Here is a 26,842-nt window from a genome sequence, read left to right as displayed (position 1 = left end):
GGACGGAGCCACTCGCTCCAACCGGCGGCATCAATCCGGAGTTAAACCTAGACCGAGGAGACGGCAACATGAGGACAACGAACCTGAACACCATCCACACCGATGCCCTGGAATACGAATTCATCCCGCCTTTCAACCTTGATGAAATGAGCAGGGAAACCATCGGCTTGGCCTGGGAACAACAACTCAGCGCAACGACAGCTTGGCAGGCCGCCATCGCAAGCATCGAAGAGACGCTCGGGCTGCGCGAGAGCGCGTCGATGATCGTCCCGCCGTTGCCCGAAGGGTCGGACTCGCTACACGCCAGCGAAGCGGCCGGCAACATGAGCATGCGGACGATCATGGTCATGAACACGCTGCTGCTGTCGCTGCGGGAACGGCTGCTCCAGATCCAGAACGAGACCGCGAACCTCGCAATCGACAACATCTCGCGCCGTCAGGCCATGGACAGCGAGACGATGCCGCAGCTGAGCCCGGAAAGCGCCGCACGCATGGAAGTCTTGCTCCGCGCATGGTTCGACATCATGACCGCCGCGCAGACCAAGATGCAGATGCTCACCGGCTTCTCGCCGGCACGTGGCAAGACCGGCCTGCAGCAGTTCTTCCAGGAACGTCGGCACCAGGCGCGGGTGATCGACTTCCCCGATCGCCGGCTCGCGAGCTAAGCCTTTCGACGACGCGTCGCAATCCCGTGCGACGCGTCGCCCTCCGCAGGCCCGCCACGGCCTCCCCCGATGACATTTCCTTACCGGAATCGACGCTCTTGGCGGCCGATATTCCGTCAGAATGCTAAGGTCGACACTTTTCGGGGGCGCGGCATCGAAACGGTGACGCGATTCGGGCATGAATCTATCGACCTTCGTTCACCGCGTCCGCGGCGCGATGCTCGCCTTCTTCGGCCAGGGTGAGCGCCGGACTCCTGAGATCAAGCGAGACGAGACCACGGCCGCAGCCGCCGTTGTCGAGCTTCCACCGCCTCTCGTCGAACCCGAACCGCAGGTCGCAGAGCCTGGACCTGCCGCCGAGCCGGAACAGCAGCCAGCGTCGAAGTCGGAAGAGCTTCTGCCCGAGCTCGAAGTCCTGCCCGCGGAATCCGCTGAAATCGAGGACGAGGAAGTCCCCGAACCCGCCACCGCCGAAGCCGCCGTCGCGCATATGCCCGATGCGGACCTGGACAAGCTGATCGCCCGTGCGGTCATGTTGCAAGGGCAGATGCGGGATCTCACAGTGCGGCTCGCGGAGATGCAGCGGCTGGTGTGCCAGTTCCAGCAGTCCCAGTACGTGGCCTTGGGCACGGTGATCGAGGAATGCTTGATGCTGCGCGCCGAATACTACCGGCTGAGAGCCGAACAAACGGGCGCGGCTTCCGACCGCGAAGAGGCGGGCGCGGCCGCGAAGGAACGCGACGCCTTTCACAAGACCGTCGAGGAGTCCTCACGGCAGGCATCCGCGCAACTGGACGAAGAGGAACAAGACGAGCTGCGCCGTCTCTACCGCGCGGCCGTCATGCGCTGCCATCCGGACCGGGTGGGCGACACCGACAAGGACGCGGCGCACGAGTCCTTTCTCAGCGTCCAGGAAGCCTATCGCAGGAGCGACCTGGCGGCACTTCAGCGTCTCCTGGGCGAACTCGAAACCGATTCCATCGCGCGCCAGGACACCACGGCGAGCACAAGCGCATCGACCGACCACTCGGCGCGCAGTCGCGTCCGCGACCTGCAGGACCAGGTTGCCGACCTGATCCTTGCTATCCAGACCCTCCAACTCGACACCGTCTATCGTCAGGCGAGAAGCGTCGACGACTGGGAAGATTATTTCGCGCATGTGCGCTCTCGATTCGTCGACGAGTGCGCGACGCTCCGAAGGCGCATCGACGCATTGTCCGCGGGCGCCGCCTGAGCGCCTGGGGCTTGCGAACCTGCGTCGCGATCCCCGAAACTCTCCGGATGCGAGCTGAATCGCCGGGGAGAAGAGGGAACTTGAAGACAGCAACGCGGGTGAGAGCGGCGAGGGCGTCGTCGTGAAACGGGTCGACCTCGTTTCGATGCAGCTCTTCGTCGCGGTCTGCGAGACGGGCGCGATCGCGAAGGGCGCCGAGCGCGAGCACATCGTCGCGTCGGCGGTCAGCAAGCGGCTCGTCGAACTGGAGCAGCTCTTCGGCCTGCCGCTGCTCGAACGCGGCGCGCGGGGGGTCAAGCCCACGGCCGCGGGCGAGGCGCTGCTGTTTCATGCGCGCAGCGTGCTGCGAAGCGTCGACCTGCTGCACGCGGAGATGTCCGAATATGCGCAGGGCGTGCGGGGCCATGTGCGCATGCACGCAAACATCTCCGCCGTCGTCGAATTCCTGCCCGAGGATCTCCGGGCCTTCATGACGGCGAACGAAGGCATCAAGATCGACCTGCAGGAACACCTGAGCACGGACATCCTGCGTGCCGTGCGCGAGGGACGGACCGATCTCGGTGTCGTGTCCGACGCAGGCGAACTTGACGGCCTCGAATGCTATCCGTACCGCTGCGACCAGCTCGTCCTGCTGGTGCGGCCCGACCACCCGCTCGCGGCGATGGAGGAGACGGGCTACGTCGCGAGTCTCGCCTACGACCATGTTGGTCTGAGCCAGAACAGCGCGCTCTTCACGCTGCTCGAAAACGCCGCGGCCGAAGCGGGCATGGTCCGCCGCCTGCGCATTCATGTGACGAGCTTCGACGCCTTGTGCCGGATGGTGGATGTCGGGCTCGGCGTCGGCGTCGTTCCGGAACGCGTCGGCCGCTTCTTCGCCTCCGCGCTCGGGCTGCGGCTGATCCGGCTGACCGACAAGTGGGCGACGCGCCAACTTCACATCGTGGTTCGAGATGCTGCCTATCTTCCCGTCGCGGCGCGCCTGCTGCTTTCTCACCTGACCGCATGACGGGTCAGCCATCTCCAAACGAGATGGCTGCCATGGCGAAGGACCGTTTTTCAGCCTCGCCGCGCTTTGCGACCATGGCCCCTGCGGTTAAACGACCAGGAGCCAGGACGCGATGGGAAAGACACTCTATGACAAGATCTGGGACGCGCACGTCGTCAGGCAGGGCGACGACGGCAGCAGCCTGATCTACATCGACCGCCACATCATGCACGAGGTCACGAGCCCGCAGGCCTTCGAGGGCCTGAAGCTCGCCGGCCGCAAGCCGTGGCGCATCAGTAGCATCGTCGCGACGCCGGACCACAACGTGCCGACCAAGGACCGCGTGAAGGGCATCGAGGACGAGATCGCAGCGCTGCAGGTCAACACGCTGATCGAGAACTGCAAGGAGCATGCGGTGACGCTCTTCGGCCTCGACGACAAGCGCCAAGGCATCGTGCACGTCATCGGACCGGAGCAGGGGGCGACGCTGCCGGGCATGACCATCGTTTGCGGCGATTCGCACACCAGCACGCACGGCGCGTTCGGCGCCTTGGCCTTCGGGATCGGCACGTCGGACGTCGAGCATGTGCTCGCGACGCAGTGCATGGTGATGAAGAAATCGCGCAACATGCTGGTCCGCGTCGAGGGCCGGCTCGCGGCAGGCGTCACGCCCAAGGATGTCGCGCTGCACATCATCGGCCGCATTGGCACCGCGGGCGGCACCGGACACACGATCGAATTCGCCGGCAGCGTGTTCCGCGAGATGTCGGTGGAAGGCCGGATGACGGTCTGCAACATGGCGATCGAGGCCGGCGCGCGGGCGGGTCTCGTTGCGGTCGACGACACGACGATCGACTACCTCAAGGGGCGTCCCTACGCGCCGTGCAGCAACAAATGGGATGAGGCGGTCGAAGCGTGGAAGACGCTGCGTTCCGATCCCGACGCGGTCTTCGACCGGATGGTCGAGATCGACGCGGCGGATATCGCGCCGCAGGTCACCTGGGGCACGTCGCCGGAGATGGTGATCCCCGTGGGCGGTCGCACGCCGGATCCGTCTGCTGAGAGCGACCCGGTCAAGCGCGACGCGATCGAGCGCGCACTCGCCTACATGGGCCTCGAACCGCTGACGCCGATCACGGACGTCCCCATCGACAAGGTCTTCATCGGCTCCTGTACCAATTCGCGCATCGAAGACCTGCGCGCCGCGGCCAAGGTCGTCGAAGGGCGCAGCGTCGCGGTCAACGTGAAGCTCGCGATCGTCGTGCCCGGGTCGGGACTCGTGAAGGAGCAGGCCGAGCGGGAGGGGCTGGACCGGATCTTCGTGCGAGCGGGCTTCGAGTGGCGCGAGCCGGGCTGTTCGATGTGCCTGGGGATGAACAACGACCGCCTCGGTGCCGGCGAGCGCTGTGCCTCGACGTCGAACCGTAACTTCGAAGGGCGTCAGGGCGCGGGGGGCCGAACGCACCTCGTGAGCCCCGAAATGGCGGCCGCCGCTGCGGTCGCTGGCCGTTTCGTTGACGTCCGCGAATTGAACTGAGGAAAAGATATGAACAAATTCACCGTCCTGAACGGCCTCGTCGCGCCGCTCGACCGGGAAAACGTCGACACGGATGCGATCATCCCGAAGCAGTTCCTGAAGTCCATCCACCGCTCCGGATTCGGGCCGCATTGCTTCGACGAATGGCGCTACCTCGATGCGGGCTACATCGGCATCGACCCGGCGAGCCGCAAGCTCAATCCGGATTTCGAGCTGAACCGGCCGCGCTACGAAGGGGCGAGCATCCTGCTCACGCGCGAGAACTTCGGCTGCGGCTCGTCACGCGAGCATGCGCCGTGGGCGCTCGAGCAGTACGGCATCCGCGCACTGGTCGGGACCAGCTTCGCCGACATCTTCTTCAACAACTGCTTCAAGAACGGCCTGCTGCCGATCACGCTGCCGAGCGACGTGATCGACCGCCTGTTCGACGAAGTCGCGGCGACCGAGGGCTATCGCCTGACGGTCGACCTGGAGAAGCAGGTTGTCGTGACGCCGTCGGGCGAGGCGATTACGTTCGACATCGATCCCTTCCGCCGGGACCGGCTGCTCAACGGGCTCGACGACATCGGCGAGACGCTGCTCCATGCGGCGGAAATCGCCGCCTTCGAACGGGGGCACCTCGCCAGCTCGCCCTGGCTGGGCAAGCGCGTGGAGTAACAGGTAGCGAGCGGGAAAAGGATCTGCTAAGTGCCCGCTCCCGGCCCCTTCGCCCAATCCGCGATCAGCTTTGCCAGCGCGGGTAGCCCCTCGCGGATCGCGACCGGGCCGGGGGCGAGGATGATCGCCGACTTGAGCTCGTGGATGTGCCCGTCGCGCACGGCGGGCACATCCTCCCAGCCCGGCCGTGCCACAACTTTTTCGGGCCGGAAGCGTTTGCCGCACCAGGATCCGATGATGAGGTCGGGGCATCGGCGGGCGGCCTCCAAAGGATCGGGAAGGATTCGGTCGCGTGCGGACGGTCGGGCCGCGAGTTCGCCGAAGACGTCTTCGCCGCCCGCGATCCCGATCAATTCCGACACCCAACGGATGCCGGAGATCGCAGGCTCGTCCCATTCCTCGAAGTACACGCGCGGCCGATGGGGAAGGCGGGCCGCCGCGGCGCGTGTGGCGGCGATCACGGCTTCGAGCTCGCCGACCAGCGCTTGCGCCCGTTCCTCCGCGCCGACGAGGCGCCCGACCGTCTCGATCATCGCGAGGATGTCTTCGACGCTGCGCTGGTTGAAGACGTGTACCGGGACGCCGGCCTTGACGAGGTCGCGTGCGATGTCGGCCTGCAGGTCGCAGAAGCACAGCACCAGGTCGGGCTGGACTGCGAGGATCCGTTCGAGATCACCGGTTGAGAACGCGAACACCTTCGGCTTTTCCTTGCGGGCCTCGGGCGGGATCACGGTGTAGCCGGAAATCCCGACGATGCGATGCGCTTCGCCGAGCGCATAGAGAACCTCGACGGTTTCGGTGCTGAGGCAGACGATGCGTTGGGGCAGTCGGGACATGAGTACTCGGCATGCAAAGGGTTGGGGGCCTTATTGTGCCGGCAAAGTCGGGGAATTTTCCGTTTGCCGCCGCGGCGGATTCTTGATAAAAGGCTTGGCCGCGTAAGCCTCTTATCCTTTCCCGACAGTGCCGCATCTCGCTCCCGCCATCCTCTACGCCGACGACGCGATCGTCGTGGCCGACAAGCCGGCCGGCCTGCTCTCACAGCCCGCCCGCGGCGACGACCGGCAGGACTGCCTCGAAGCGCGGGTGCAGGCGCTCTACGACGATGCCTTGCTCGTGCACCGGCTCGACATGGCGACCTCCGGGCTGATCCTGCTCGCCCGCGGCGCCGAAATGTTGCGCCGGATGAACGCAGCCTTCGCCCAGCGGACCGTCGGCAAGCGCTACGTCGCTTCGGTCCACGGCCACGTCGCGAGCGACAGCGGCGAGATCGATCTGCCTCTCGCGGCGGACCCCGACAACAATCCGCGCCAGATCGTCGACCCGGTGAACGGCCGCCGCGCGCTGACCCGGTATCGCGTCGTTGCCCGCAGCGGGGAGGGCGCCGAGGCCGTCTCGCGCATGGAGCTCAAGCCCGTCACCGGCCGGACGCACCAGTTGCGCGTGCACCTGATGTCGCTGGGCCATCCCATCCTCGGCGACGTGCTCTACGCGCCGCCGGACAGCGCGGCGCGCCATGCCCGCATGCATCTGCACGCCACGGCGATCGCGTTCATCCACCCCGAGCGGCGGGTGCCCATGACTTTCGAAAGCGTTGTCCCGTTCTGAGGGAATGGCGCTTGCGAGGAGTGGCGCGTTGAAACAATTGGTGTGCGGGCCGCGGATTGACCCCGCCACGCCGGGCCCCGATACTTGAGCCCCTTCGCGGCTTGTTTCAGATTTTTCCGACTTTTTCTTTCCCCCTAGGGCCAAAAAGTGCTGCAAAAACTTTCCTCTTTTCCCGGAGTTAAAGGGCCTGTCGTCATCATCGTCATGGATGGCTACGGCATTCCGAAGTCCGATCTGGGCAGCGCCATCGCGGCGGCCACGAAGCCGACCCTCGACCGGCTGTTCGCCGAGTACCCGAACATCGCGCTCCGCGCGCATGGCACGGCTGTCGGCATGCCTTCGGACGAAGACATGGGGAACTCGGAAGTCGGCCACAACGCCATCGGCGCCGGTCAGGTCTATAGTCAGGGCGCGGCGCTCGTGTCGAGCGCGATCTCCTCAGGCGAAATCTGGCAAGGCGAAGCCTGGCAGCAGATCGTCGCCGGCGCCAAAGCCGGTCGCGGCGTCGTCCATTTCCTCGGCCTGTTCTCCGACGGCAACGTCCATAGCCACATCGACCACCTGAAGGCGATGGTGGCGAAGGCGAAGGAGGAGGGCGTCAAGACGGTGCGCATCCACGCACTGCTCGACGGCCGCGACGTGCCGGAAACCAGCGCGCTCGAATACGTCGAACCCTTCGAAGCCTTCCTCGCTGAGCTCAGCACCGGCGGTTTCGACGCCCGCATCGCCTCGGGCGGCGGCCGCCAGAACATTACGATGGACCGCTACGACGCCAACTGGAAGATGGTCGAGAAGGGCTGGCACGTGCACGTGCTCGGCGAAGGCGACCAGTTCGCCAGCGCGTCGGCCGCCGTCGTCGAACTGCGCAAGCGCTTCCCCGGCACCATCGACCAGGATCTGCCGCCCTTCGTGATCGCGGAAGGCGGCAAGCCCGTCGGCACGATCGAGGACGGTGATTCGGTCGTCTTCTTCAACTTCCGCGGCGACCGCGCGATCGAGATCACGCGCGCCTTCGAGGAAGCCGATTTCGACAAGTTCGACCGCGTCCGCACGCCGAAGGTGACCTACGCTGGCATGCTGCAGTACGACGGCGACCTGAAGCTGCCGAAGCGCTTCCTCGTCGCGCCGCCGGCGATCCGCGACACGATGGGCGAGTGGTTCTCGAAGGCCGGCATCGCCCAGTTCGCGTGCTCGGAAACGCAGAAGTTCGGCCACGTCACCTACTTCTGGAACGGCAACCGTTCGAGCAAGTTCGACGGCGAGACCTACCAGGAGGTGCCGAGCGACGTCGTACCCTTCGAGCAGCGTCCGTGGATGAAGGCGGCCGAGATCACCGACGCGATGATCGCGGCCGTCCAAAGCGGCAAGTACAAGGTCCTGCGCTGCAACTACGCCAACGGCGACATGGTCGGACACTCGGGCAACTTCCGCGCGGCGACGATGGCGATCGAAGCGGTCGATCTGCAGCTCGCGCGCCTGCTGCCCGCGATCGACGCGGCCGGCGGTGTGGCCCTGATCACGGCCGACCACGGTAACGCCGACGAGATGTACGAGCTCGACAAGAAGACCAAGCAGCCGGCGACCAACCCGGACGGCTCCTACAAGGCCAAGACGGCGCACACGCTGAACCCGGTTCCGCTGATCCTCTACGACAACGTGAGTGGCGGCAAGCTGGGGCTCAAGGCGGACGCCAAGGCCGGCCTGTCGAACATCGCGGCCACGACGGCGAATCTCGTGGGTCTCGAGAAGCACGAGAAATGGGATGACAGCCTGCTGGAAGTGAAGCAGGGCTGATTCCTTCCGAACGCCAGGGGGCGGATTGCCATCCTCTCCCTGGCCGAGTTTGATTGTTGCCCGTTCAATCCCAGCCCTTCGCATCAATTGTTGCCCATGATGCAACAGTGAATCGCGACGGGGGTGGTTTTTCGCCCACCTGAACGCTCCTACAGTGATCCCCACGGACACTCACAAGGAGCTTCAAAATGATCACGATCAGAAGGGCAAACGAGCGCGGCGTGGCCGATTTCGACTGGCTGAATTCGAAGCACAGCTTCTCGTTCGGGCACTATTACGACGCCAAGCACATGGGCTTCGGCCCCTTGCGCGTCATCAACGAAGACCGCGTCATTCCCGGCGAGGGCTTTCCGACGCACAGCCACCGCGACATGGAGATCATTTCCTATGTGCTGGAGGGCGCGCTCGAGCACAAGGACAGTATCGGCACGGGCTCGGTGATCCGGCCAGGGGACGTGCAGCGCATGACTGCCGGCACCGGCATCAGCCACAGCGAATACAACCACTCGGGCTCCGACCCGGTCCACTTCCTGCAGATCTGGATCATCCCCGCCGCACGCGGTCTCAAACCCGGATACGAACAGCGCAATTTCCCGAGTGACGAGCGCAACGGGCGTCTGCGTCTGATCGCGAGCCCGGATGGCAGTGACGGCTCGGTGACGGTTCATCAGGACGTGCGCCTGTACTCGACGCTGCTCGACGGCGGCCAGAGCGTGGAACACGGACTCGCCGCGGGGCGTATCGCGTGGGTGCAGGTCGCCCGCGGCGAGGTCACGCTCAACGGCCAGCGTCTCGGCACGGGCGACGGGGCGGCGCTCGACGGCGAATCGTCGATCGTCCTCGACGACGCGCATTCCGCGGAAGTCCTCGTCTTCGATATGTCCGGGAATAACGTTTAGCCGCAAGGATCCGGACGCGCGGGCCGCGCTCGTCTCCGAGCGTGACCGCGCCCTCCAGCAGGTGCATCTACTGCAGCGGTCCTTTGACGATCGTCGCGTCAGCGCGCCAGGCGAGGTAGGTGTCGGCCGGGAGGGGCTGGCTTACGAAATAGCCCTGCGCGATATCGCAGCCTTCTTCGGCCAGATGGTCCCACCTCTGGCGGTCTTCGACGCCTTCGGCCACGACTTCCAGGTCCAGGTCGTGGGCCAGATCGATCGTGGAGCGCACGATCACCGCCGAGTCGGTATCCGAAAGCATGTCGCGGACGAAGCTCTGGTCGATCTTGATGGCGTCGACCGGAAACTTCTGGAGGTAGGCCAGCGATGAATAACCGGTGCCGAAGTCGTCGATGAAGAGCTTGATGCCGAGGTCTTTGAGGCGCCGCATGCTCTCCAGGCAACCGTGCGGATCGTGCATCAGCGCACTCTCTGTGAGCTCGAACTGCACCGCATCGGGCTCACCCCCCCACGTGGCCATCAGGTAGCTCACGCGCTCGACGAGGCGTGGATCGCGCAGGTCGCGGGCCGAGACGTTGACCGCCAGCGGCACACGCACCCCTGCATCGCGCCACATATAGCCCTGGCGGAAGGCCGCCCGCATGACCCAGTCGGTAAGCGGACTGATGAGGCCGGTGCGCTCGGCCAGCGCGATGAACTCGCTGGGCTGGATCAGGCCCAGCCGTGGGTGCTCCCAGCGTACCAGCGCTTCGGCGCCGCAGGTTTCCCCACCCGCGATGCGCACCTTCGGCTGGCAGTAGAGCCGCAGTTCGTTCCTTTCGATGGCCCGGTGCAGGTCGCCGATGAGCGCCAGCCGCCGCGCGCACTCCTTGTCCTGTCCGCCGGTGTAGAGCGCCATCCTTTGGCCCTGCTGGCGCGCCTGCTGCATGGCCACGTTGGCGCGCCGGATAAGTGCATCCGGTTCCGAGCCGTGCCCGGGGAAAACGGCGATCCCGATGCTGCCGCTGGCATCCAGCAAGACGTCGCCGGCCTCCACCGGTTCGAGGAGTGCCGTGAGGATGCGCTGGCCCGTTCGTGCGGCGCTCGCCGCGTCGCCGTCCGGCAGCAGGATGGCGAACTCGGCTTCACCCATGCGCGCGATGTTCGCGCAGTCGCCGGCGATACGCGCCAGGCGCGCAGCAATCTCGGACAGGACGACGTCGCCCTGCTCGTAGCCCAGCGTCTCGTTCACCTCCTGAAACTGGTCGATACCCACCATAAGCAGCGCCAGCGAGCGGTGCGTACGCTTCGAGGAGGCAATCTCGTCGTCCAGCCGCTTGCGCAGCCGCCAGCGGTTGGGCAGCCCCGTGAGGGCGTCCTGCTCGGCCAGGCGTTTGATCGCTGCCTCGGCCTCGCGGGAGCGCGCACGCGTGCGCAGGGTCTCGATCCCGAAGGCAAGGTCGTCCGCGAGCTCGCTCAGCAATTCCTCCTCTGCCTGGTTGAAGGCGTCCGGGTCGCTCGCGTGCAATCCGAGGGTCCCGATGACCGCCCCGTCCACGCGCAGCGGAAAGGCGCTGACCGCGGCGATGCCCCGGCGCAGCGCCTCGTCACGCCAAGGCGCGAGATCGGGGTCTTCCGCGATGTTGCGGCCGATGCTGGGGCGTCCGGTCCGGATGGCGATGCCCACCGCCCCGCGGCCTGACGTGCTGGGCCCCCAGCTGCATCGCAGGCCCTCCAGGTAGGCGCGATCGACGCCGAACTGGGCCATCACCTCCACGCTCTTGTCCTCGTCGTGGCGCAGGTACGCCACCCAGGCATCCCGATATCCGCCCTCTTCGACGCTGATGCGGCAGACTTCATCGAGGAGCACCTGCTCCGCGGTCGCGCGGACCAGGGCGCGGTTGCCCGCGCTCAGCGTACGCCGGGCGCGGTCGATTCTCGCGAGCTCTGCCTCCGCTCGGGCGCGCTCGGCTGCGGAGCGCAAGGCAGCGATACCGTACGCGAGGACGCGGCCTGCCTCGCGCAGCAGGGCAAGTTCCGCGTCGTCGAGCGTGGGAATGCCGGCCTCCTGAACCAGCAGCACGCCCAGCGGGTTCGAGCCGGCACACAACGGAATCACCGCCAGCAGTTCTCCGTCGGCGCCCTGCAGCGAAGTGCACGCCGCTCGCGCATCGAGCGCAGGAAGGCGCACCGCCGCCTCAGCCGGCACCTGCGTCCCTTGCGCCGAAAGGGTCCCGGGAGGCTGTTCGCCGCCCTCCGTCATGACGCTCAACTGACCGTCGGCAAGGCGACCCGAGCCCCAGGCCACCGCCGGTCGCAGCGTTGCGTGTCCCTCATCGACGTACCCGATCCAGGCGCAGCGATAGCCGGCAGCGTCGACGACCGCCTTGCACACCTGTTCCAGTAGCGATCGTTCGTCGCTCGCCGTGGCGATGAGCGAGGTAACGCAGCGCAGCACGGCGAGGCCGTTGCCCCGCCTCAGCGGTCCCTCATCAATGGGCGCGTCCCGCCCTCGAATTCGATCCCCCATGCTGGCTTTCCTCATGGCCTCGTGATGCGGCAGCTCGTGCCTTTCTTACATTAGACCCTTGCTCCGCAAAAGGTTGAGAGACATGGAGGCGGAGCGCCGGGCGGGGTGGAACCGCTCCGGCAGCAGCGTTTCGCCCCTTGCCGCAGAAAGTTTCGTCAGGCGATCGAATTCGCCATTTGCTGCCGTCCGCGCCCTTGCCGACGCGACCATCGTCCGTCCATCCATCCCTAATCTATGTGCATCCGGTAGGTGGCCGCTCGTGCGGCGACGAATACCGCTCGCCCAACCCAATGCAGAGGATGCGCCATGACTTCGACCTTGACCCTCACGCCGGCGCGTGACGACCTTATCCAGTCCCGGAACTTCATCGGAGGACATTGGTGCGAGGGGGCGGACGGCAGGACCTTCGCTGTCGTCGATCCGGCCGACGACAGCGTCATCGTGCCGGTGGTCGACAGCAGCGGGGCGGATGCGAAAGCGGCAGTGGACGCCGCCAGTGCCGCGTTTCCCGCCTGGCGCGACGCCCCCGCACGCCAGCGCGCACAGCTCATCAAGCGCTGGCATGCCTCGATCGTCGAGCACCAGGAAGATCTCGCCCGCATCATCTCGCGCGAGCAGGGCAAGCCGCTTGCCGAGGCCCGCGGCGAGGTGCTGTATGCCGCGAGCTACGTGGAATGGTTCGCCGAGGAGGCCGTGCGCGCCTACGGCGACGTGATCCCGGCGCCGGTGGACGGGCGCCGCATGACGGTGGTCAAGGAGCCGGTCGGGGTCGTGGCGGCAGTGACGCCGTGGAACTTCCCGGCGGCAATGATCGCCCGCAAGATCGCGCCCGCACTTGCCGCGGGCTGCACGGTGGTGTGCAAGCCCGCCGAGGACACGCCGCTCACCTCGCTCGCGCTGCTGCGGCTCGCCCAGGAGGCGGGGCTGCCGGCGGGGACCCTCAATATCGTCACCGCATCGCGCGAGACCACGCCCGCGGTCGTGGGCCAATGGCTCAAGGATCCACGCGTGCGCAAGATCACCTTCACCGGCTCGACGCCCGTTGGAAAGCATCTCGCGCGCGAATCGGCCGATACCCTGAAGAAACTCTCGCTCGAGCTCGGCGGCAATGCGCCGTTCATCGTGTTCGAGGACGCCGACCTCGACGCCGCCGTGGCCGGACTGATGACCGCCAAGTTCCGCAACGGCGGGCAGACGTGCGTCAGTCCGAACCGGGTGTTCGTGCACGGGGCGGTGCACGACGCATTCGTCGCCAAGCTCGCCGAACGCATGGCCAAGCTCACGGTGGGCCCCGCCACCCGTCCCGACGCGCTCATCGGTCCGATGATCAACGCACGCGCCGTCGACAAGATCCTGCGCCACATCGAGGACGCCCTCGACAAGGGGGGCCGGCTCGTATTCGGAAGCACCCGCGGGCTCGGGCAGCTCGGACCGAACTTCGTCTCGCCGGCGCTCATCACGGGGGCGACCACCGAGATGGCGCTCGCGCATGAGGAGACCTTCGGCCCCGTGGTGCCGGTGTTCCGCTTCGGTAGCGAAGCGGAGGTGATCGAGATCGCCAACGCCACCCCCTACGGCCTCGCCTCGTACTTCTACTCCAATGACATCGATCGGGTGTGGCGCGTCGCCGCCGCACTGGAGTCCGGCATCGTCGCGGTCAACGAGGGCGCGTTCGCGTCCGAGGCTGCGCCCTTCGGCGGGGTCAAGGATTCCGGCTACGGGCGGGAGGGCTCCCGTTACGGCCTCGACGAGTACATGCATACGAAATACGTCTGCCAGGGCAACCTGAAGCGGTGATTCCCGCACCGTGTCGGGCGGTGGGGACCGGCGCGGCGTCATAACCACACCCCTCCATCGGGTAAGAGGAGACATAGATGCACTACATAAGAAAAGTTCGTAACCGTCCGAGCAACCCCGTCAGCCATGAACAGGAGGTCGTATGAAGTTCTCTTACCAATGGCATGGCCGCCTCGGTTGGATCCTCGCTCCGCTGCTCGCGATTCAGGCCCTGGGTGGCGCGGTCCTGTTGTGGATGCAGCCGCTGCCGGCGCAGCAGGAGAGTCCCCCTGCGGTGCAGGCTTGGGCCTCGGCAGTGGACCAGGGCCTGGCCGCACTGGCGCGCCAATATCCGGCGGCGAAAATCGAGTACGTGAACTTGCCGCCTGACGCGCAGGCGCCTGTGAGCGTGCGCCTGCTCGCCTCGAGTTCCAACGAAAGTGGCTGGGCCGACATCGATGTCGTGCATGGCACGGCAGGCGAATTGCGGCCGGACAGCAGCCAGGCGAGAACGCTGCTGTACGGCCTGCACGAACGCTTGCTGCTTGCTGACGTCGGCCCCTGGGTGCTGCGTGCGATCGCGCTGATCGCCTTGGTGCTGGTTGCGATGGGGCTGCGGGTCTGGTTGCGCATGCGTCACCTGCCGCCGGCCACGCCGTGGCGGCGCGTGCATCGCGTGATCGGCCCGGTCTTCGTGTTGCCGGTGGCGATGATGCTGGTGACCGGCTTCGTGCTGCGCTCACCGGAATGGGCGAGTGCAGCGATGTCGGCCTGGCCGGGTCAGACGGCCGCTGCACCCGGCGTGGCGGCACCAGCTGCGAGCGGGCCGCAGACGGCAACCCTGGGCCAGGCCCTCGTCGCCGCTGTGTCAGCGCTGCCGCAGGCGCGCCCCATTCGCATCTACCCGCCCCGCAACGGTCAGGTGCGCATCCGGATGCGCGGCGACGAGTGGCATCCCATCGGTCTCAACAACGTGTTCGTGAGCGCATCCGACGCCTCGGTGCTACGCGTCGTGCGCGCCGCCGAGCAGCCGCTGAGCGTGCGCTATCTCAACGTCGTCTACCCGCTGCACCTTGGCACGCTGCCCGGCACCCCGGGCCTGGCGGGCGCGCTCGTGGCGCGCGTGTTGTGGACCCTGTTCGCGCTGGCGCTCGCCGGGCTGGCCTTGACGGGTGCGGTGCAACGCTTCCGGATGAAAGCGAAAACGCAGACTGCCTCTCGGAAACACGTCGAATGCAAGGGAATTCAAGCGCAATGAAAACACTCGTACCCGCGGTCCTCGCGGCCTCGCTCGCCGGCACCGCTTTCGCTCAATCCAACGTCTCCGTGTTCGGTGCCGTAGACCTCGCCGTCGCACGTGGTACTGGCAGCATTTCGAACGAGAGCCAACTGGCCAACGGCTACCTTGCCGCTTCCAGGATCGCCTTCAAAGGCACAGAGGATATTGGCAGCGGCCTCAAGGCCGGATTCTGGCTTGAAAGCGGCTTCAACGCCGACACCGGCACTGGCCAATCCACCAACACCAACAACCAGCCCACCGGTGTTGTGGGCGGTGGGGGCTTCACGTTCAACCGCCGTTCGCACATCAGCGTGGGAGGCGACTGGGGTGAGATTCGCCTCGGCCGCGACTTCGTGCCGCAGTACTTGAACATGGCCGACTTCGATCCATTCGACCTCAGCGGCAGCGGAGGCAGCCAGGTGTTGAATTCCGCGATCACCGGCCCGACCCTGGTCCGCGCCTCCAACAGCATCTCGTACCTCTACGGCCATGGCTTCAACGCCGCCGCGGTCGGATACGGACCCGGCGGATTCAGCGGCTCCGGCTTCCAGTTCCACGCCATGTACTACATGGGCGAAAACCCCAGTGGTACCGAAACCTCCAAGGACGGCAACGGCTATGGCCTCCGCGCCATCTACTCGACCGGCAATTTGACGATGTCGGGCGCAGTCGGCAGGACCTTCTACGCAGTGGGCAACGTCCGGCAGAACAACGCAGGCGCGAGTTATGACTTCGGTGTGGTCCAGGTCATGGGCATGTACGAATGGGACGAGAAGGGTCCGGTCAACGCCAGGGGCTGGCTGGTGGGCGCGCGGATCCCCGCCGGCGTCGGAGCCATCCGCGTTGCGTACTCGCGTTACGGCACTGATGCGGCAGGCAGCCCGGCGGCCAAGAAGTGGGCGCTTGGTTATGTCTATCCGTTGTCGAAGCGCACTGCCCTGTATACGGCCGCCGCTCACGTGACCAATGAAGGCGCGTCTGCCTCGGCCCTGAACGGCGCCGTGACGGCTCCGGGCAAGTCCTCCAACGGATTCGACTTCGGCATCAGGCACAACTTCTAAATGTGATGTTCCCCCAATAGAGGATAGGAGATAAAAATGAAGACTTTCGGCAAACTTGCGCTCGTGGCGAGCGTGATTGCGGGCTTCGGCACCACGACCGTGGCGCAGGCCCATGGCATCTGGTTCGCGCAGCGTTCCAACCAGCTCGCGCTGATCTACGGAGTCGGCGCTGACGATCTGGACGCGGTGAAGCGTCTGCCCAAGGTGAAGACCGTCGCGGCTTACGACCAAGACGGCAAGGAGGTGCCGACGCAGTTGGCGCCCAGCGGCCCGCTGCTCGTGGTGAACACCGACAACAAGCCGGCCGTCGTCGCCGCAATCCTGGACAACGGCCCGTGGTGCAAGACGCCCGACGGCAAGTGGCACAACAAGGGCAAGGACGAGGTGCCCGATGCGACGATCAGCGAGCACACCGTCAAGTACACGGTGCACCTGCGTCGGCTGGACGTGGCAACGCCCGTACTGCCCGCCCACAAGCTGCAGATCGTGCCGCTCGTGAAGGAACTGCCGGACAAGATGGGCCAGGCGCTCACGGTTCGGGTGCTGTATGAAGGCAAACCCGTGCAGGGCGCCAGCGTGCAGCCCGACTACGTCACCGACCCCGATTCCGAACCGCTGAAAACCGGCGCCGACGGCATCGCGACGATCAGGGTGCGCAACCAGGGCCTCAACGTCGTCACGGCAACGCTCGCCACGCCCCCTGCGAATCCTGCGAAGACGAACCACGACGAACACCTGGCGACGCTGTCGTTCGTGCTGCCCCACCTGCCCGAGTAATTCACTAGCCCGCTGTCACGCGCACGGCGCTTTGCGCCGTTGCGCGACCAGGCGCACGGAGATTGAGATGAATACCTCCCTGCTTTTGCAGCTCATTGCCACGCTCGCGATTCCCATGCTAATCGTGCTCGCCTGGACCGCGGTCCGCAGGTCGCTGCGCGGCCGCCGCCCGGTGCAGACTCCCGTCGCGGCGCTGACGGTGCGCGTGCGGCGCATCGTCGACGAGGCCGCCGACATCAAGTCGTTCGAGCTCGTGAGCGCCGACGGCTCTACGCTGCCCGCCTGGAGCGCCGGCGCGCACATCGACGTGCGGATCGACGACGAGACCGTGCGCCAGTACTCGCTGTGCGGCGCGCCGGGCGCGCGCGACACGTACCGCATCGCGGTCAAGAACGCGCCCGACTCGCGCGGCGGCTCGCGCGCAATGCACCAGCGCGTGAGCGTCGGCGACACGCTCGCCATCAGCGGTCCGCGCAACCACTTCGAGCTCGTCGACGGAGCCCGCCATTACGTGCTGATCGCCGGCGGCATCGGGATCACGCCGCTACTGGCGATGGCACAGGAGCTGCAGGCTCGCGGCGCCTCGTACGAGCTGCATTACTTCACGCGCTCGATCGCGGAGACCGCGTTCCATGAGGTGCTCTCGTCCGAGCCGTACGCCGACAAAGTGAACTTCCACCATCCCGCCGCCGACCGGGTGCGCGAGCTGCTGCAGCCGCTGCTCGGGAAATGCCCGCAGGGCCACCACCTCTATATGTGCGGCCCGCGCCGCTTCACGGATCTGATCGGCGAGGTCACGGCCGGCATCTGGCCGCCCGACGCGATCCACCTCGAATACTTCAGCGCCGACCCCGCCGCCAAGACGGCGCCGAGCGACGCCTTCGAAGTCAAGCTGCAACGCTCCGGGCGCACGATCCCGGTCGCTGCCGGCAGAAGCATCGTCGAAGCGCTGTGCGCGCACGGCATCGACGTCGCCACCTCGTGCCGCGAGGGCGTCTGCGGCACCTGCCTGACTGGCGTCATCGCCGGCACGCCCGACCATCGCGACGCATTCCTCAGCGCCAAGGAGCGCAAGGCCGGTGACAAGATCATGATCTGCGTCTCGCGCGCCAAGTCGGGGCAGCTCGTGCTCGACATCTGACCGCGAGGACCTTCGAATAGGCGATTCATTGCGCCACGCCAATCGGCACAGCGCGCTCTCCTACGAGCACGCCGAAAAGATCGAAGCCCAGCTCAAGGCCGAAGTGCAGGAAATGCTCAGGCTGGCCGAAGCGGCCGATCAAAGCAGGCGTGCCCGAAGGCGAGCGTGTGCGCTGCCACAGATCGACTCTACATTTCGTGTACGCGACGACATCCAGGCAAAAAAAACCTCGGGGCGTCGAAGGGAGCACCCCGAGGGAAAGGGAGTCGATTTATCCCCCGGGACGTCGGTCAGTCCAAGGGGGGCGCGTCCGGACTAGACCCGCGTGTGCAGGCAGCGCGAGATGTATTCCCGCGGCGTCATCCCGCAGCTACGCTTGAAATGCCGGGCAAGGTGGCTCTGGTCGAAAAAGCCGACCTCGCTCGCGACATCGGTCAGCCGAAATCCCTGCGCCATCATCCGTTGCGCATGACGCACCCGAACCTCGCACACGTAGCGGTAGGGCGAGACGCCGACGCGCTGGCGGAAGTGCTTGGCCAGGCTGAAGCGGGTGAGGCCGACGAGGGCGGCAAGGCCGTCGAGGCTGATCGGCTCGCGGAAGTTGTCTTCGATGAACTGCTTGGCCCGCGCGACGGCGCCGGCCGCCGCGCGCTCCTCGCCGTCCGGTGCCCGGCGGCGAGGCGGGCTCAGGTGGGAAACGCCATAGGCGATCGGATGGGCATCCATGACGGTCTCCTCAGACGCGACCGCTCCTTACTCTCCAGCTCCGTATATCTCGGCAAGGTCGCTCAAGTCCCAGTTCCCGCCGCTCAATACCACGCAGACTTTTTCATCTGCTTCGACCTTTACGGCGCCGGCCAATAGAGCGCCAATGCCGATCGACGCGGCGGGTTCGGCGATCAACTTCGCATCCTTGGCCAGCATGCGCATGGCCGCGATGATGTGCTCGTCTTCAACGAGAACAATTTCATCGACGTACTTTTCGATAATGGGAAACGGGTTCCGACCCGGAACGCTGAGTCTCAAGCCATCCGCAATGGTGTTCTTCAAGGGCAGCGACGTACGTTCCTTGTTCTTCCTGCTGTGGAAGTACTTCGGCGTCAAGGCCGGCTCAGCGCCTATTACACGCACCGAAGGTTTCGTTTCCTTGATGGCGGTCGCGATTCCTGAAATAAGGCCTCCGCCGCCCATGGGAATGATCACCGCGTCCACATCTTCCAGATCTTCCAATATCTCCAGGCCGATCGTTCCCTGACCCGCCATCACCAGAGGGTCCTCGAAAGCGTGAACCGCGGCGTAATTCATTTCTTCGGCAATTTCATACACCCTTTTCCATCTGGCAGCGTTATCGCCATCGAAAAGGATGACTTCCGCCCCGAGGGCTTCGGTATTGGCGATCTTGATCTTCGGCGTGGTGACCGGAAGCACCAATATCGCCTTTACGCCGAGCATCCTGGCGGCGTAAGCGAGCCCCTGGGCATGATTGCCCGAAGACGTGGCGATGATGCCGTTGGCGATCTCTTCCCTTGGAAGCGAAAGGGTCTTGTTCAGCGCGCCGCGGATCTTGAAGGCGCCCGTGATCTGCAGGGTTTCGGGCTTGAGCCATACCTGGCAGCCGAGGGCCTTCTCCATCTTTTCTCCACGCAATAGCGGCGTGTGCTTGATGTGGGGCCTCAGCCGTTCCTGGGCTTCGCGAATGTCCTGAATGGTCGGGTAGTTGCGCATGGTGGCTATTTCCGGGGAGGGCTTCGATCGAAATTACGCAATGAATTCGAAGAAGGTTCCAACGTTGCCTTCTATTGCGTTCTGATAGATCTTGTACGAGGTGGTATTGTCCTGGATGGCCATTCCGGTCGAATCGAAGATCGTGATTTCTTGATCATTTTCTCTGCCGGCTTTTCTGCCCAGCAGGATCTCGCCGATTTCTCCGTGGATATCTTCCTTGGCAATGATTCCTCGATTCAACGGATGCCAGGTCTCGCCTTTATCGATGCACTGCTCGATCGAGTCATTCACGATCTTGGCATTCCTGAAGATCTCGGGATCGAATTCCTGCTTGCCCCTCATATCCGTGCCGATCGCAACGATGTGTGTGCCGGGTTTTACCCAGTCGGCTTCCACCAGCGAGCCTTTTCCCCGGGTCGTGGTAATGAGGATGTCGGCCTGCTCCACAGCTTCCTTCATGGAGCCTCCCATGATCACGGGAATGCCGAATTCGTTTTCGATGTCCGCTTTGTATTTGGAAAGCGACTCTTGGGTGTGGTCCCAAGCATGGATCTCCTCGATCTTCATGACCTCGGTAATTGCCCGGATCTGCATCCTGGCTTGATTCCCGGTGCCGATGGAGGTGATCTTTTTGGAGTTCTTCCGCGCCAGCGCCTTTACCGAAACGGCGCCGCATGCCCCGGTCCGGAGGCCGGTGAGCAGGCTTCCGTCCATTACGCAGATCAAGGCGCAGCTCCTGGCATCGAACAGCAGAATGGTCCCCATGCCGCTGGGCACGCCGTAGAGCCGCTGGTTGTCGGGGAAGCCTCCAGAAGACGCCTTCATGGAGATTACTTCATTGCCCTTGTAGTATCCGAGCTTGAAGTCGATTTCGCCCCGCGGGGGAGGGAGATGAATCCCGATATACGGGGGCTGATCCACCTGGCCGCTGCTGAAGGCCTTGTAGGCTTCTTCGACCGCACCGATGACTTCCTTCATGGATATCAATCGGCTGACTTCCTCTTTCTTGAGCAGCAGCGTCTTCATCTCTGTATTTTTGGATTAGGGGTCGTGGGGGTATTTCATTGGCGATAACCGCCATTGGTTCATTCGGCGCAGAGTCTGGCGATTTCCCGCATCAGCAAAGGCGGGCTTGCCAATACCGGGCATTTGAGTTTCGCGGCGAGCGTGTCGCGCAAATGCGCCAGCGAGGCCTGAGCAAGCACCAGTACATCCACCTCGTTGGAAAGCTCGGCAGCCGCTTCATAAAGAATTGCGTCGTGTCCCGCACGATCGCCTGCCATCAGCGCCTGGTAGGCCTCGGGGCGCAGCACCGTCTTGATCGTGATCTCGCGCCCTTGCTCTGCGGCATGCGCGTGCAGTAGTGCGCTGCTCGGTTCTACCGTGCTGCTTGCCGTGCACAGCAGCCCAATGCGCGGACCGCTGCGCGCCGCTTCCGACGCCATCGGGTCGTCGATCTTCAGGATCGGCTGCTGCACGATGCGCCGCGCGATATCCACGGCCGGAGACGTCGATGAACAGGTGACGACGATCAGTTCGGGCTGCGCTTGCGCCGCCAGCACGATTTGATCGACCACGCGCCGGTAAACCAGCGGCTGCGGTGCTCCGCGCAACAGATCTTGTAACAGGCTTTCGTTAAGGATATGAAAGCAGTCGGCGGCGGGAACATCGGCGCGAATGCGCGCCCGGAAATCCTCGACCAGGAAACCGACGGTATGGACAAAGGCAACGCGCTTGGTCATTCAGATTTCTCTTACGCCGGGCGGTAGATCACGTACACCTTCGCCACTTGCTCGCGGCTCTCCCAGCTGCAAGAGGCCCTCTGCTCGATGAGGAAAATGTCGCCCTCCGAGAACGTGCCGCTGCGACCCGCTTCATCGACGAAGGTCACGCTCCCTTCCAGCAGGTGCATCAGCTCCATGTGGCGGAAGAACATCGCGCGGCGGGTGTAGGGCGTCGAGTCCCAGGTACCGCAGGTGAATTCGCCGTCGGCCGAACGGTAGTCGGTGTAATTGCGGCAAACCGGCGCCGGCGTGAGCAGCAGCTCGGCCAGCGGTCCGCCCGCCGACGGTCCCATCTCCGGGTTTTCCTGGATCGGCACGATGGCACCGTCGCCCGCTTGGCTCTTGTTGTAACGGGTGAAGATCAGCGACACCGGGCCTTGTGCGGACCAGGTGAATGCGGCGCCGTGCTTGAGCACCGCGCTCTGGTTCGGCCCCAGCGTCAGGGTGGAGCCCTGCTGCGTCAGGGTTAGGCTGCCTTCGTTGACGATGATGAATTCATCCGCCGGCAGGGACTGCACGGAGCCGCTGCCGGCTTCGAGGGTAATGACGCCCGCCGTCACCAGTCCCGGTGCCCAGTCCAGGATGCGGCGGCTGGAAAGGAAGCGGTCCTCTCCGGCCGAAGTTGTCACGACGATGCCGAGGCTCTTGTCTCGCGCAAATTGGCGCAGATCGACGAAGGATGGCGGGTTGGCCAGCACGGCCGCTGCTTGCTGCAAATTCGACATGGTTTGTTCTCGATTCGATGGGGATATGAATGAACGCTACGCCGCCTGCATCGCCTGCTTGGCAAAGCGGCCAATGTGGTACTGCTCGATCGGGGTGGTCGTGGCGCCGGTGTGGATCAGTTCCGCCATCACGTCGCCCACGCCCGGTCCCAACTGGAAGCCTTCGCCGGAGAAGCCGAACGCGTAATACAGGCCGGGCACGCGCGCGCTCGGCCCCATGGCCGGGCTGCTGTCTTCCATGTAACCCTCGATCCCGCTCCAGACGCGAATGATGTTCAGGTGATTGAACGCCGGCACCACGCGCGGCGCATTCTTCAGCTTGAACAGCGTTCTGTGCGGGTTCACGTAGGCGCGCCGATTCTCCAGATCCACCGGTTCGTGGCCGCCGCCGCCGATGACGATGTTGCCGCGCGCAACCTGGCGGAAGAAGACGACTTGTTCGAACACGTCCGCCATCGCACCAATGGTCGGCCCGATGGCGTAAGGCACAGGTTCGGTGACGCACATCTGCGGCCCTTTGGCGATCATGGGCACCGGTTCGCCGAATTTGGCGCTGATGCGGTCGCCCCAGGCGCCGGCGGTGATCAACGCCACGGGCGCACGGAAGGTCCGCCCATCGGCGGCGGTCACGCGGAAGTCCTCGCCATCCTTCTCGACACTCACGATCTCGGTGTTTTCGAACACCTGCGCGCCTTCGCGCACCGCTGCACGGCCGATAATCGGTGCCGCGAGACGGGGGTTCGCATGACCGTCGTGGGGGGCATAGCAACCCGCAGTAATTTCCGGCCCCAGGTATGGAAAGCGTTCGCGCAGCGCTTTCGCGCCCATCATCTGCATATCCAGGCCGAAGTCCTTCGCGTCCTGTGCATACTTCGCCATCCGTTCTTCGTGCGCCGGCGTGAAGCCGACGCGCAGATGGCCGTTCAGCAAGAGTTCGACATCGTCACCGAACAATTCCTTGAACTTCAGCCAGGTCTCGCGCGAGCGGTTTGCCAGCGGCAGTTGCTCGATCGGGCGGCCCATCCGGCGCACATTGCCGAAGTTGACGCCGCTGGCCTGCTGGCCGATCAATCCCCGCTCGAGCAGGATGACCGACATGCCGCGCTTGCGCAGGAAGAAAGCCGTGGCGGCCCCCATGATGCCGCCGCCAACGATGATGACATCTGCTTTCCGCGCGTTCATTCCACTTCCTCCCGCACCGCTATGGAGAGCGGTTTCACCGGCGCCTGGCCGCGCAGACGCCCCACCTGTTCCACCGGCACGCCGGCGGCATGCGCAATGACTTCCGCCCCCGCATGCCCGCAATACCGTCCCTGGCAACGTCCCATGCCGACCCGGCTGAAGGCCTTGGCCCGGTTGGCCTCGCAGGCGCCCATCTGGTTCACCACCCGGCGCAGCTCTCCGGCCGTGATCGCCTCGCAGCGGCACACGATTGCCTCGTCGGGCAGGCGTGCGGCCTGCTCGGCAGGCCAGGGGAAGGCTTCGACCAGGCCTTGGCGGAACCGGTCCATCACTCCGCGTTCGCGGCGCAGGGCGTCGCGCTCGGCCTCGGGCACCGGTCGGCCCAGATCCTGCAGCAGCGCCCAGGCGGCGAGCTTTCCGGCGATCTCCGCGCCGTCGGCGCCGAGCACGCGGGCGCCGTCTCCGGCGAGATACACGCCGGGCACGGTGCTCCTGCCGTCCTGGTCGACGGCGGGCAGCCACTGGCGCGTCTCGGCATCGAAGCGGAACTCGCAACGTGCGAGGTCGGCGAGTTGCGTCTCGGGCCGCACGTGGTAGCCCAGCGCCACCGCGTCGCACGCCAGCTGGTGTGTCGAGCCGTCCCGGCTGCGGTAGGTGATCCCCGATACGCCATCTTCGGGCGAGCCGTGGATTTCCACCGGCTCGATGCCGGTCACGATCCTCACGCCGGCGCCGCGCAGGGTGCGCATGAGGGAGAGCCCGTTCACCAGCACCCGCGGGCGGGCGGCGAGCTTGGGCAGGGCGCACACGCGCTTCCACAGGCTCGAGGTATCCAGTACCGCTTCCACGTGCGCGCCCGCCTTCACGTACTGGGCCGCCACCAGGTAGAGCAGGGGGCCCGTGCCGGCGAACACCACCCGGCGCCCGATGGCGCAGGCCTGGGACTTCAGCGCGATCTGTGCCGCGCCCAGGCTGTAGGTGCCCGCGCGATGCCAGCCCTTCACGGGCATGAGGCGGTCGGTCGCGCCCGAGCACACTACCAGCGCGTCGAAGGGCAGCGCCTTCGATACCCCCGCCGAGACCGTGTACAACTGCCGGTCGAAGATGTTCCAGGCGAGCGTCTCGGGCCGATAGTCGATCGACCCGCGCAGCGACTCGAAGGTCTGGTGCAGCGAGCGCGCGCGCTCGGCTTCCGTCCCATACAGCGTGGGGTAGGAGCGGTTGAAGCCTTCCGGCTGGCGCCGGTAGATCTGCCCGCCGTCGCGGCGGCCTTCGTCCACCACGATCGGTCTGATCCCCGCCGCGACCAGCGCCTCGGCGCAGCGCACGCCGGCCGGTCCGGCGCCGACGATGATCACGCGACCTTGGCCCATGATGCCTCCGGTTGGGTGGTTACGATCTGCATGCCTTCCTCGACCATCGTGGTGCAGGAGCGCAGCCGCTCGCCGGCCGCGGTCCACACCCAGCAGTCCTGGCATGCGCCCATCAGGCAGAAGCCGGCGCGCGTGCCCCCGCCGAACTCGCAGCTGCGCACGCTCGTGCCGTTGCTCAGAATGGCGACGAGCAGCGTGTCGCCCGCGAGGGCTTCGACGGGCTTGCCGTCTAGTTCGAAGCGCACAAGCGCGCGGCTGGTTTCGGCGAGTCTCACGAATCGTCCCGTCATGCTGCTTCTCCTGTAACGAGTTTGAGTGTCCCCTGGGCGCGGACGAGTTCTTCCTCGGAGCGGTGGCAGAGGATGCTGCCGCCGCCCGCGAGCTGCCGCAGCGGTGGGGGGGTGGTATTGCACAGGCCGTCCACCCGCAGGGCACAGCGGTCGATGAAGGGGCACAGGCCCGTCTGCGGCGAGAGGCCGGCGGCAAGGGCCGGCAGCGTCGCCGCCGTGCGTCCGGTCACCTCCTCCAGCCAGCCGCGGCGCAGCATGGGAATGGAGGTGTCCAGGAGGTGAGAGTAAGGGTGGAAAGGTGGCTCTTGCTTCGCCTCGCGCTGACGCACCTCGACCTTGCGGCCCGCGTACAGCACCACGATCTCGTCGCAGATGGAGCGCACGGTGCCGAGGTCATGGCTGATGAACATGTAGGACACGTTGAGCTCGCGGCGCAGCTCCGCCATCAGCTCGAGGATGGCCGCGCCGACCACGGTGTCCAGCGCCGACGTCACCTCGTCGCACAGGATCAGGTCGGGCTCGGCGGCGAGCGCGCGGGCGAGGTTGATACGCTGCTTCTGCCCGCCGGAGAGCTCGCCCGGGCGGCGCTGCGCCACGCTCTGGGGCAGGCGCACCAGGTCGAGGAGCTCGGCCACGCGCTTGCGCCGCTGCTCACTCGTCATGCCGTGATAGAACTTGAGCGGACGCGACAGGATGGCTTCGATCGAGTGCTGCGGATTGAGCGCGGTGTCCGCGTTCTGAAACACGTACTGCACGCGGCGGAACTGGTCGCGCGTGCGCCCTTCCAGCGTCGGGGAGAGCGCCTTGCCGTCGAGCAGGACGTGGCCCGCGGACGGGGCGACCAGGCCCGCGATGGCGCGTGCCAGCGTGGTCTTGCCGGAGCCCGACTCGCCGATCACGCCCACCGTCGCACCACGGCGGATCTGCAGGTTGATGTCGTGCAGGACCACCTTCCCGCCGCCGGCCTTTCCGTTTCCGAAGCGCACTTCGAGATCGCGCACGTCGAGGATGACGTCCTGCCGGTCTTGCCGTGTGCTCACGGTCGCGGCGGCCCGGGAGGCGGGGTCCATCGCGGCCAGCAGGCTGCGGGTGTAGGGGTGAGCCGGTGCGGAGAGGATCTGCTCGGTGCGGCCGTTTTCCTGGATCTGACCGTTTTGCAGCACCACGATGCGGTCGGCCATCTGCGCGACGACCGCCAAGTCGTGGGACACGTAGACCGCCGTGGTGCCACGCTCGCGGACCACCTTCTTGAAGGCGCGAAGCACCTCGATCTGGGTGGTGACGTCGAGCGCCGTGGTCGGCTCGTCAAGGACGACCACCGCCGGATCGGTGATGAGCGCCATCGCCGCCATCAGGCGCTGCAGCTGGCCGCCGGAGACCTGGTGCGGATAGCGCGCGCCGATCCCTTCCGGATCCGGCAGAGCGAGCTCGCGGAACAGCCCGACCGCCTTGGCCTCGGCCTGGCGGCGCGCCATCGTCTTGTGGATGAGCGCGCTCTCGATCACCTGGTCCATGATGGTCTTGGACGGATTGAACGCCGCTGCCGCGCTCTGGGCGATGTAGGACACGGTGCGGCCGCGCAGCCCGGCGAGCTCGTCCTGGTCGAGCTTGAGCACGTCCACGTTGCAGATGCGCACCGATCCGCCCACGATGCGGCAGCCCTTGCGCGCATAACCCAGCAGCGACAGGGCAATGGTGGTCTTGCCCGAGCCGGACTCGCCGATCAGCGCGAGCACCTCGCCCTTCTCGAGCACGAAGTCCGCGCCATGGACGATGGGCACGTCCTCGCCCAGTGCGTTGCGGGCGGCGACCTGCAGGCCGCTGACTTTCACGATCTCATTCAT

The 26,842-nt window shown here is 65.7% G+C and carries 24 protein-coding genes; 13 read left to right on the top strand and 11 right to left on the bottom strand.

Translation table 11 applies throughout. The features are described 5' to 3' along the window. The first annotated feature begins 68 nt into the window (after positions 1-68). The 5 genes from AZKH_RS12675 (at position 69) to leuD (ending at position 5,078) form a co-directional block, all read left to right on the top strand. Positions 69-665 carry a hypothetical protein gene (locus tag AZKH_RS12675; RefSeq protein WP_015436178.1) on the top strand — a complete coding sequence of 199 codons (597 nt, stop codon included), beginning with the start codon at positions 69-71 and terminating at the stop codon, positions 663-665. Between the two features lie 217 nt (positions 666-882). Further along, positions 883-1,899 carry a J domain-containing protein gene (locus tag AZKH_RS12670; RefSeq protein ID WP_156822103.1) on the top strand — a complete coding sequence of 339 codons (1,017 nt, stop codon included), beginning with the start codon at positions 883-885 and terminating at the stop codon, positions 1,897-1,899. Positions 1,900-2,020: 121 nt separating this feature from the next. Next, complete coding sequence (locus AZKH_RS12665; RefSeq protein ID WP_015436176.1) at positions 2,021-2,905, top strand: LysR family transcriptional regulator; 885 nt, start codon at positions 2,021-2,023, stop codon at positions 2,903-2,905. A 112-nt stretch (positions 2,906-3,017) separates the two neighbouring features. Continuing rightward, a complete protein-coding gene (leuC, locus tag AZKH_RS12660; protein WP_015436175.1) occupies positions 3,018-4,421 on the top strand; it encodes a 3-isopropylmalate dehydratase large subunit in 1,404 nt (467 codons plus the stop codon). A 9-nt stretch (positions 4,422-4,430) separates the two neighbouring features. Further along, the gene (gene leuD, locus AZKH_RS12655; RefSeq protein WP_015436174.1) at positions 4,431-5,078 is read left to right on the top strand and encodes a 3-isopropylmalate dehydratase small subunit; all 648 of its coding nucleotides are present in this window, start codon (positions 4,431-4,433) and stop codon (positions 5,076-5,078) included. Between the two features lie 26 nt (positions 5,079-5,104). Here the strand turns inward: leuD and AZKH_RS12650 are convergent, their stop codons facing one another. After that, positions 5,105-5,914 (bottom strand): ABC transporter substrate-binding protein, encoded by an 810-nt coding sequence (locus AZKH_RS12650; protein ID WP_015436173.1) that lies wholly within the window; start codon positions 5,912-5,914, stop codon positions 5,105-5,107. A 127-nt stretch (positions 5,915-6,041) separates the two neighbouring features. Here AZKH_RS12650 and AZKH_RS12645 point away from each other — a divergent pair, with 127 nt between their 5' ends. From AZKH_RS12645 to AZKH_RS12635, 3 genes are all read left to right on the top strand, one after another. After that, positions 6,042-6,686, top strand: a complete 645-nt coding sequence (locus tag AZKH_RS12645; RefSeq protein ID WP_015436172.1) for an RluA family pseudouridine synthase — start codon at positions 6,042-6,044, stop codon at positions 6,684-6,686. 147 nt (positions 6,687-6,833) lie between these two features. Further along, the gene (gene gpmI, locus AZKH_RS12640) at positions 6,834-8,480 is read left to right on the top strand and encodes a 2,3-bisphosphoglycerate-independent phosphoglycerate mutase (protein ID WP_041656141.1); all 1,647 of its coding nucleotides are present in this window, start codon (positions 6,834-6,836) and stop codon (positions 8,478-8,480) included. A gap of 188 nt (positions 8,481-8,668) precedes the next feature. Further along, positions 8,669-9,379, top strand: coding sequence for a pirin family protein (locus tag AZKH_RS12635; protein ID WP_015436170.1), 711 nt, complete (start codon positions 8,669-8,671; stop codon positions 9,377-9,379). Between the two features lie 67 nt (positions 9,380-9,446). Here AZKH_RS12635 and AZKH_RS12630 read toward each other — a convergent pair whose 3' ends face one another. Beyond that, on the bottom strand, positions 9,447-11,813 hold the full coding sequence (locus tag AZKH_RS12630; protein ID WP_015436169.1) for a GGDEF domain-containing protein: 2,367 nt from the start codon (positions 11,811-11,813) through the stop codon (positions 9,447-9,449). 378 nt (positions 11,814-12,191) lie between these two features. Between AZKH_RS12630 and AZKH_RS12625 the strand changes: the two genes are divergently transcribed. From AZKH_RS12625 to AZKH_RS12605, 5 genes are all read left to right on the top strand, one after another. After that, on the top strand, positions 12,192-13,682 hold the full coding sequence (locus AZKH_RS12625) for an NAD-dependent succinate-semialdehyde dehydrogenase (RefSeq protein ID WP_015436168.1): 1,491 nt from the start codon (positions 12,192-12,194) through the stop codon (positions 13,680-13,682). Between the two features lie 142 nt (positions 13,683-13,824). Then, entirely contained in the window at positions 13,825-14,919 is a 1,095-nt protein-coding gene (locus AZKH_RS12620; RefSeq protein WP_015436167.1) for a PepSY domain-containing protein, read from the top strand. Next, positions 14,916-16,001, top strand: coding sequence for a porin (locus AZKH_RS12615; RefSeq protein ID WP_015436166.1), 1,086 nt, complete (start codon positions 14,916-14,918; stop codon positions 15,999-16,001). Before AZKH_RS12620 ends, AZKH_RS12615 begins: the two co-directional genes overlap by 4 nt. 36 nt (positions 16,002-16,037) lie before the next feature. Next, a complete protein-coding gene (locus tag AZKH_RS12610; protein WP_015436165.1) occupies positions 16,038-16,778 on the top strand; it encodes a DUF4198 domain-containing protein in 741 nt (246 codons plus the stop codon). A gap of 67 nt (positions 16,779-16,845) precedes the next feature. Next, on the top strand, positions 16,846-17,919 hold the full coding sequence (locus AZKH_RS12605) for a PDR/VanB family oxidoreductase (protein ID WP_015436164.1): 1,074 nt from the start codon (positions 16,846-16,848) through the stop codon (positions 17,917-17,919). 315 nt (positions 17,920-18,234) lie between these two features. On the opposite strand, the gene AZKH_RS12600 is transcribed toward AZKH_RS12605, so the two are convergent. Genes AZKH_RS12600 through AZKH_RS12560 form a run of 9 tightly spaced genes read right to left on the bottom strand, consistent with a single transcriptional unit; the run spans position 18,235 to position 26,842 of the window. Next, positions 18,235-18,645, bottom strand: a complete 411-nt coding sequence (locus tag AZKH_RS12600; RefSeq protein WP_015436162.1) for a helix-turn-helix transcriptional regulator — start codon at positions 18,643-18,645, stop codon at positions 18,235-18,237. Between the two features lie 27 nt (positions 18,646-18,672). Beyond that, complete coding sequence (locus AZKH_RS12595; protein WP_015436161.1) at positions 18,673-19,644, bottom strand: threonine/serine dehydratase; 972 nt, start codon at positions 19,642-19,644, stop codon at positions 18,673-18,675. Between the two features lie 33 nt (positions 19,645-19,677). Continuing rightward, the gene (locus AZKH_RS12590; protein ID WP_015436160.1) at positions 19,678-20,670 is read right to left on the bottom strand and encodes an ornithine cyclodeaminase family protein; all 993 of its coding nucleotides are present in this window, start codon (positions 20,668-20,670) and stop codon (positions 19,678-19,680) included. A 59-nt stretch (positions 20,671-20,729) separates the two neighbouring features. After that, positions 20,730-21,386 (bottom strand): aspartate/glutamate racemase family protein, encoded by a 657-nt coding sequence (locus tag AZKH_RS12585; protein ID WP_015436159.1) that lies wholly within the window; start codon positions 21,384-21,386, stop codon positions 20,730-20,732. A gap of 11 nt (positions 21,387-21,397) precedes the next feature. After that, entirely contained in the window at positions 21,398-22,153 is a 756-nt protein-coding gene (locus AZKH_RS12580; RefSeq protein ID WP_015436158.1) for a cupin domain-containing protein, read from the bottom strand. A 36-nt stretch (positions 22,154-22,189) separates the two neighbouring features. Then, entirely contained in the window at positions 22,190-23,335 is a 1,146-nt protein-coding gene (locus AZKH_RS12575) for an FAD-binding oxidoreductase (protein ID WP_015436157.1), read from the bottom strand. After that, on the bottom strand, positions 23,332-24,708 hold the full coding sequence (locus AZKH_RS12570) for an NAD(P)/FAD-dependent oxidoreductase (protein WP_015436156.1): 1,377 nt from the start codon (positions 24,706-24,708) through the stop codon (positions 23,332-23,334). Before AZKH_RS12570 ends, AZKH_RS12575 begins: the two co-directional genes overlap by 4 nt. Beyond that, positions 24,690-24,998 carry a (2Fe-2S)-binding protein gene (locus AZKH_RS12565; protein WP_015436155.1) on the bottom strand — a complete coding sequence of 103 codons (309 nt, stop codon included), beginning with the start codon at positions 24,996-24,998 and terminating at the stop codon, positions 24,690-24,692. Before AZKH_RS12565 ends, AZKH_RS12570 begins: the two co-directional genes overlap by 19 nt. Then, positions 24,995-26,842 carry an ABC transporter ATP-binding protein gene (locus AZKH_RS12560; protein ID WP_015436154.1) on the bottom strand — a complete coding sequence of 616 codons (1,848 nt, stop codon included), beginning with the start codon at positions 26,840-26,842 and terminating at the stop codon, positions 24,995-24,997. The genes AZKH_RS12565 and AZKH_RS12560 overlap by 4 nt, the downstream gene beginning before the upstream one ends.

Source organism: Azoarcus sp. KH32C (assembly GCF_000349945.1).
Classification (GTDB): Bacteria; Pseudomonadota; Gammaproteobacteria; order Burkholderiales; family Rhodocyclaceae; genus Aromatoleum.
This window is presented reverse-complemented; position numbering and strand designations above follow the sequence as displayed.

Excerpts from the sequence above, each read along its gene's own strand:
- AZKH_RS12675 (WP_015436178.1), top strand. The coding sequence starts at position 69 with ATGAGGACAACGAACCTGAACACCATCCACACCGATGCCCTGGAATAC.
- AZKH_RS12670 (WP_156822103.1), top strand. The coding sequence starts at position 883 with ATGCTCGCCTTCTTCGGCCAGGGTGAGCGCCGGACTCCTGAGATCAAG.
- leuC (WP_015436175.1), top strand. The coding sequence starts at position 3,018 with ATGGGAAAGACACTCTATGACAAGATCTGGGACGCGCACGTCGTCAGG.
- leuD (WP_015436174.1), top strand. The coding sequence starts at position 4,431 with ATGAACAAATTCACCGTCCTGAACGGCCTCGTCGCGCCGCTCGACCGG.
- AZKH_RS12650 (WP_015436173.1), bottom strand. The coding sequence starts at position 5,914 with ATGTCCCGACTGCCCCAACGCATCGTCTGCCTCAGCACCGAAACCGTC.
- AZKH_RS12635 (WP_015436170.1), top strand. The coding sequence starts at position 8,669 with ATGATCACGATCAGAAGGGCAAACGAGCGCGGCGTGGCCGATTTCGAC.
- AZKH_RS12625 (WP_015436168.1), top strand. The coding sequence starts at position 12,192 with ATGACTTCGACCTTGACCCTCACGCCGGCGCGTGACGACCTTATCCAG.
- AZKH_RS12620 (WP_015436167.1), top strand. The coding sequence starts at position 13,825 with ATGAAGTTCTCTTACCAATGGCATGGCCGCCTCGGTTGGATCCTCGCT.
- AZKH_RS12615 (WP_015436166.1), top strand. The coding sequence starts at position 14,916 with ATGAAAACACTCGTACCCGCGGTCCTCGCGGCCTCGCTCGCCGGCACC.
- AZKH_RS12610 (WP_015436165.1), top strand. The coding sequence starts at position 16,038 with ATGAAGACTTTCGGCAAACTTGCGCTCGTGGCGAGCGTGATTGCGGGC.
- AZKH_RS12605 (WP_015436164.1), top strand. The coding sequence starts at position 16,846 with ATGAATACCTCCCTGCTTTTGCAGCTCATTGCCACGCTCGCGATTCCC.
- AZKH_RS12600 (WP_015436162.1), bottom strand. The coding sequence starts at position 18,645 with ATGGATGCCCATCCGATCGCCTATGGCGTTTCCCACCTGAGCCCGCCT.
- AZKH_RS12595 (WP_015436161.1), bottom strand. The coding sequence starts at position 19,644 with ATGCGCAACTACCCGACCATTCAGGACATTCGCGAAGCCCAGGAACGG.
- AZKH_RS12590 (WP_015436160.1), bottom strand. The coding sequence starts at position 20,670 with ATGAAGACGCTGCTGCTCAAGAAAGAGGAAGTCAGCCGATTGATATCC.
- AZKH_RS12585 (WP_015436159.1), bottom strand. The coding sequence starts at position 21,386 with ATGACCAAGCGCGTTGCCTTTGTCCATACCGTCGGTTTCCTGGTCGAG.
- AZKH_RS12580 (WP_015436158.1), bottom strand. The coding sequence starts at position 22,153 with ATGTCGAATTTGCAGCAAGCAGCGGCCGTGCTGGCCAACCCGCCATCC.
- AZKH_RS12575 (WP_015436157.1), bottom strand. The coding sequence starts at position 23,335 with ATGAACGCGCGGAAAGCAGATGTCATCATCGTTGGCGGCGGCATCATG.
- AZKH_RS12570 (WP_015436156.1), bottom strand. The coding sequence starts at position 24,708 with ATGGGCCAAGGTCGCGTGATCATCGTCGGCGCCGGACCGGCCGGCGTG.
- AZKH_RS12565 (WP_015436155.1), bottom strand. The coding sequence starts at position 24,998 with ATGACGGGACGATTCGTGAGACTCGCCGAAACCAGCCGCGCGCTTGTG.
- AZKH_RS12560 (WP_015436154.1), bottom strand. The coding sequence starts at position 26,842 with ATGAATGAGATCGTGAAAGTCAGCGGCCTGCAGGTCGCCGCCCGCAAC.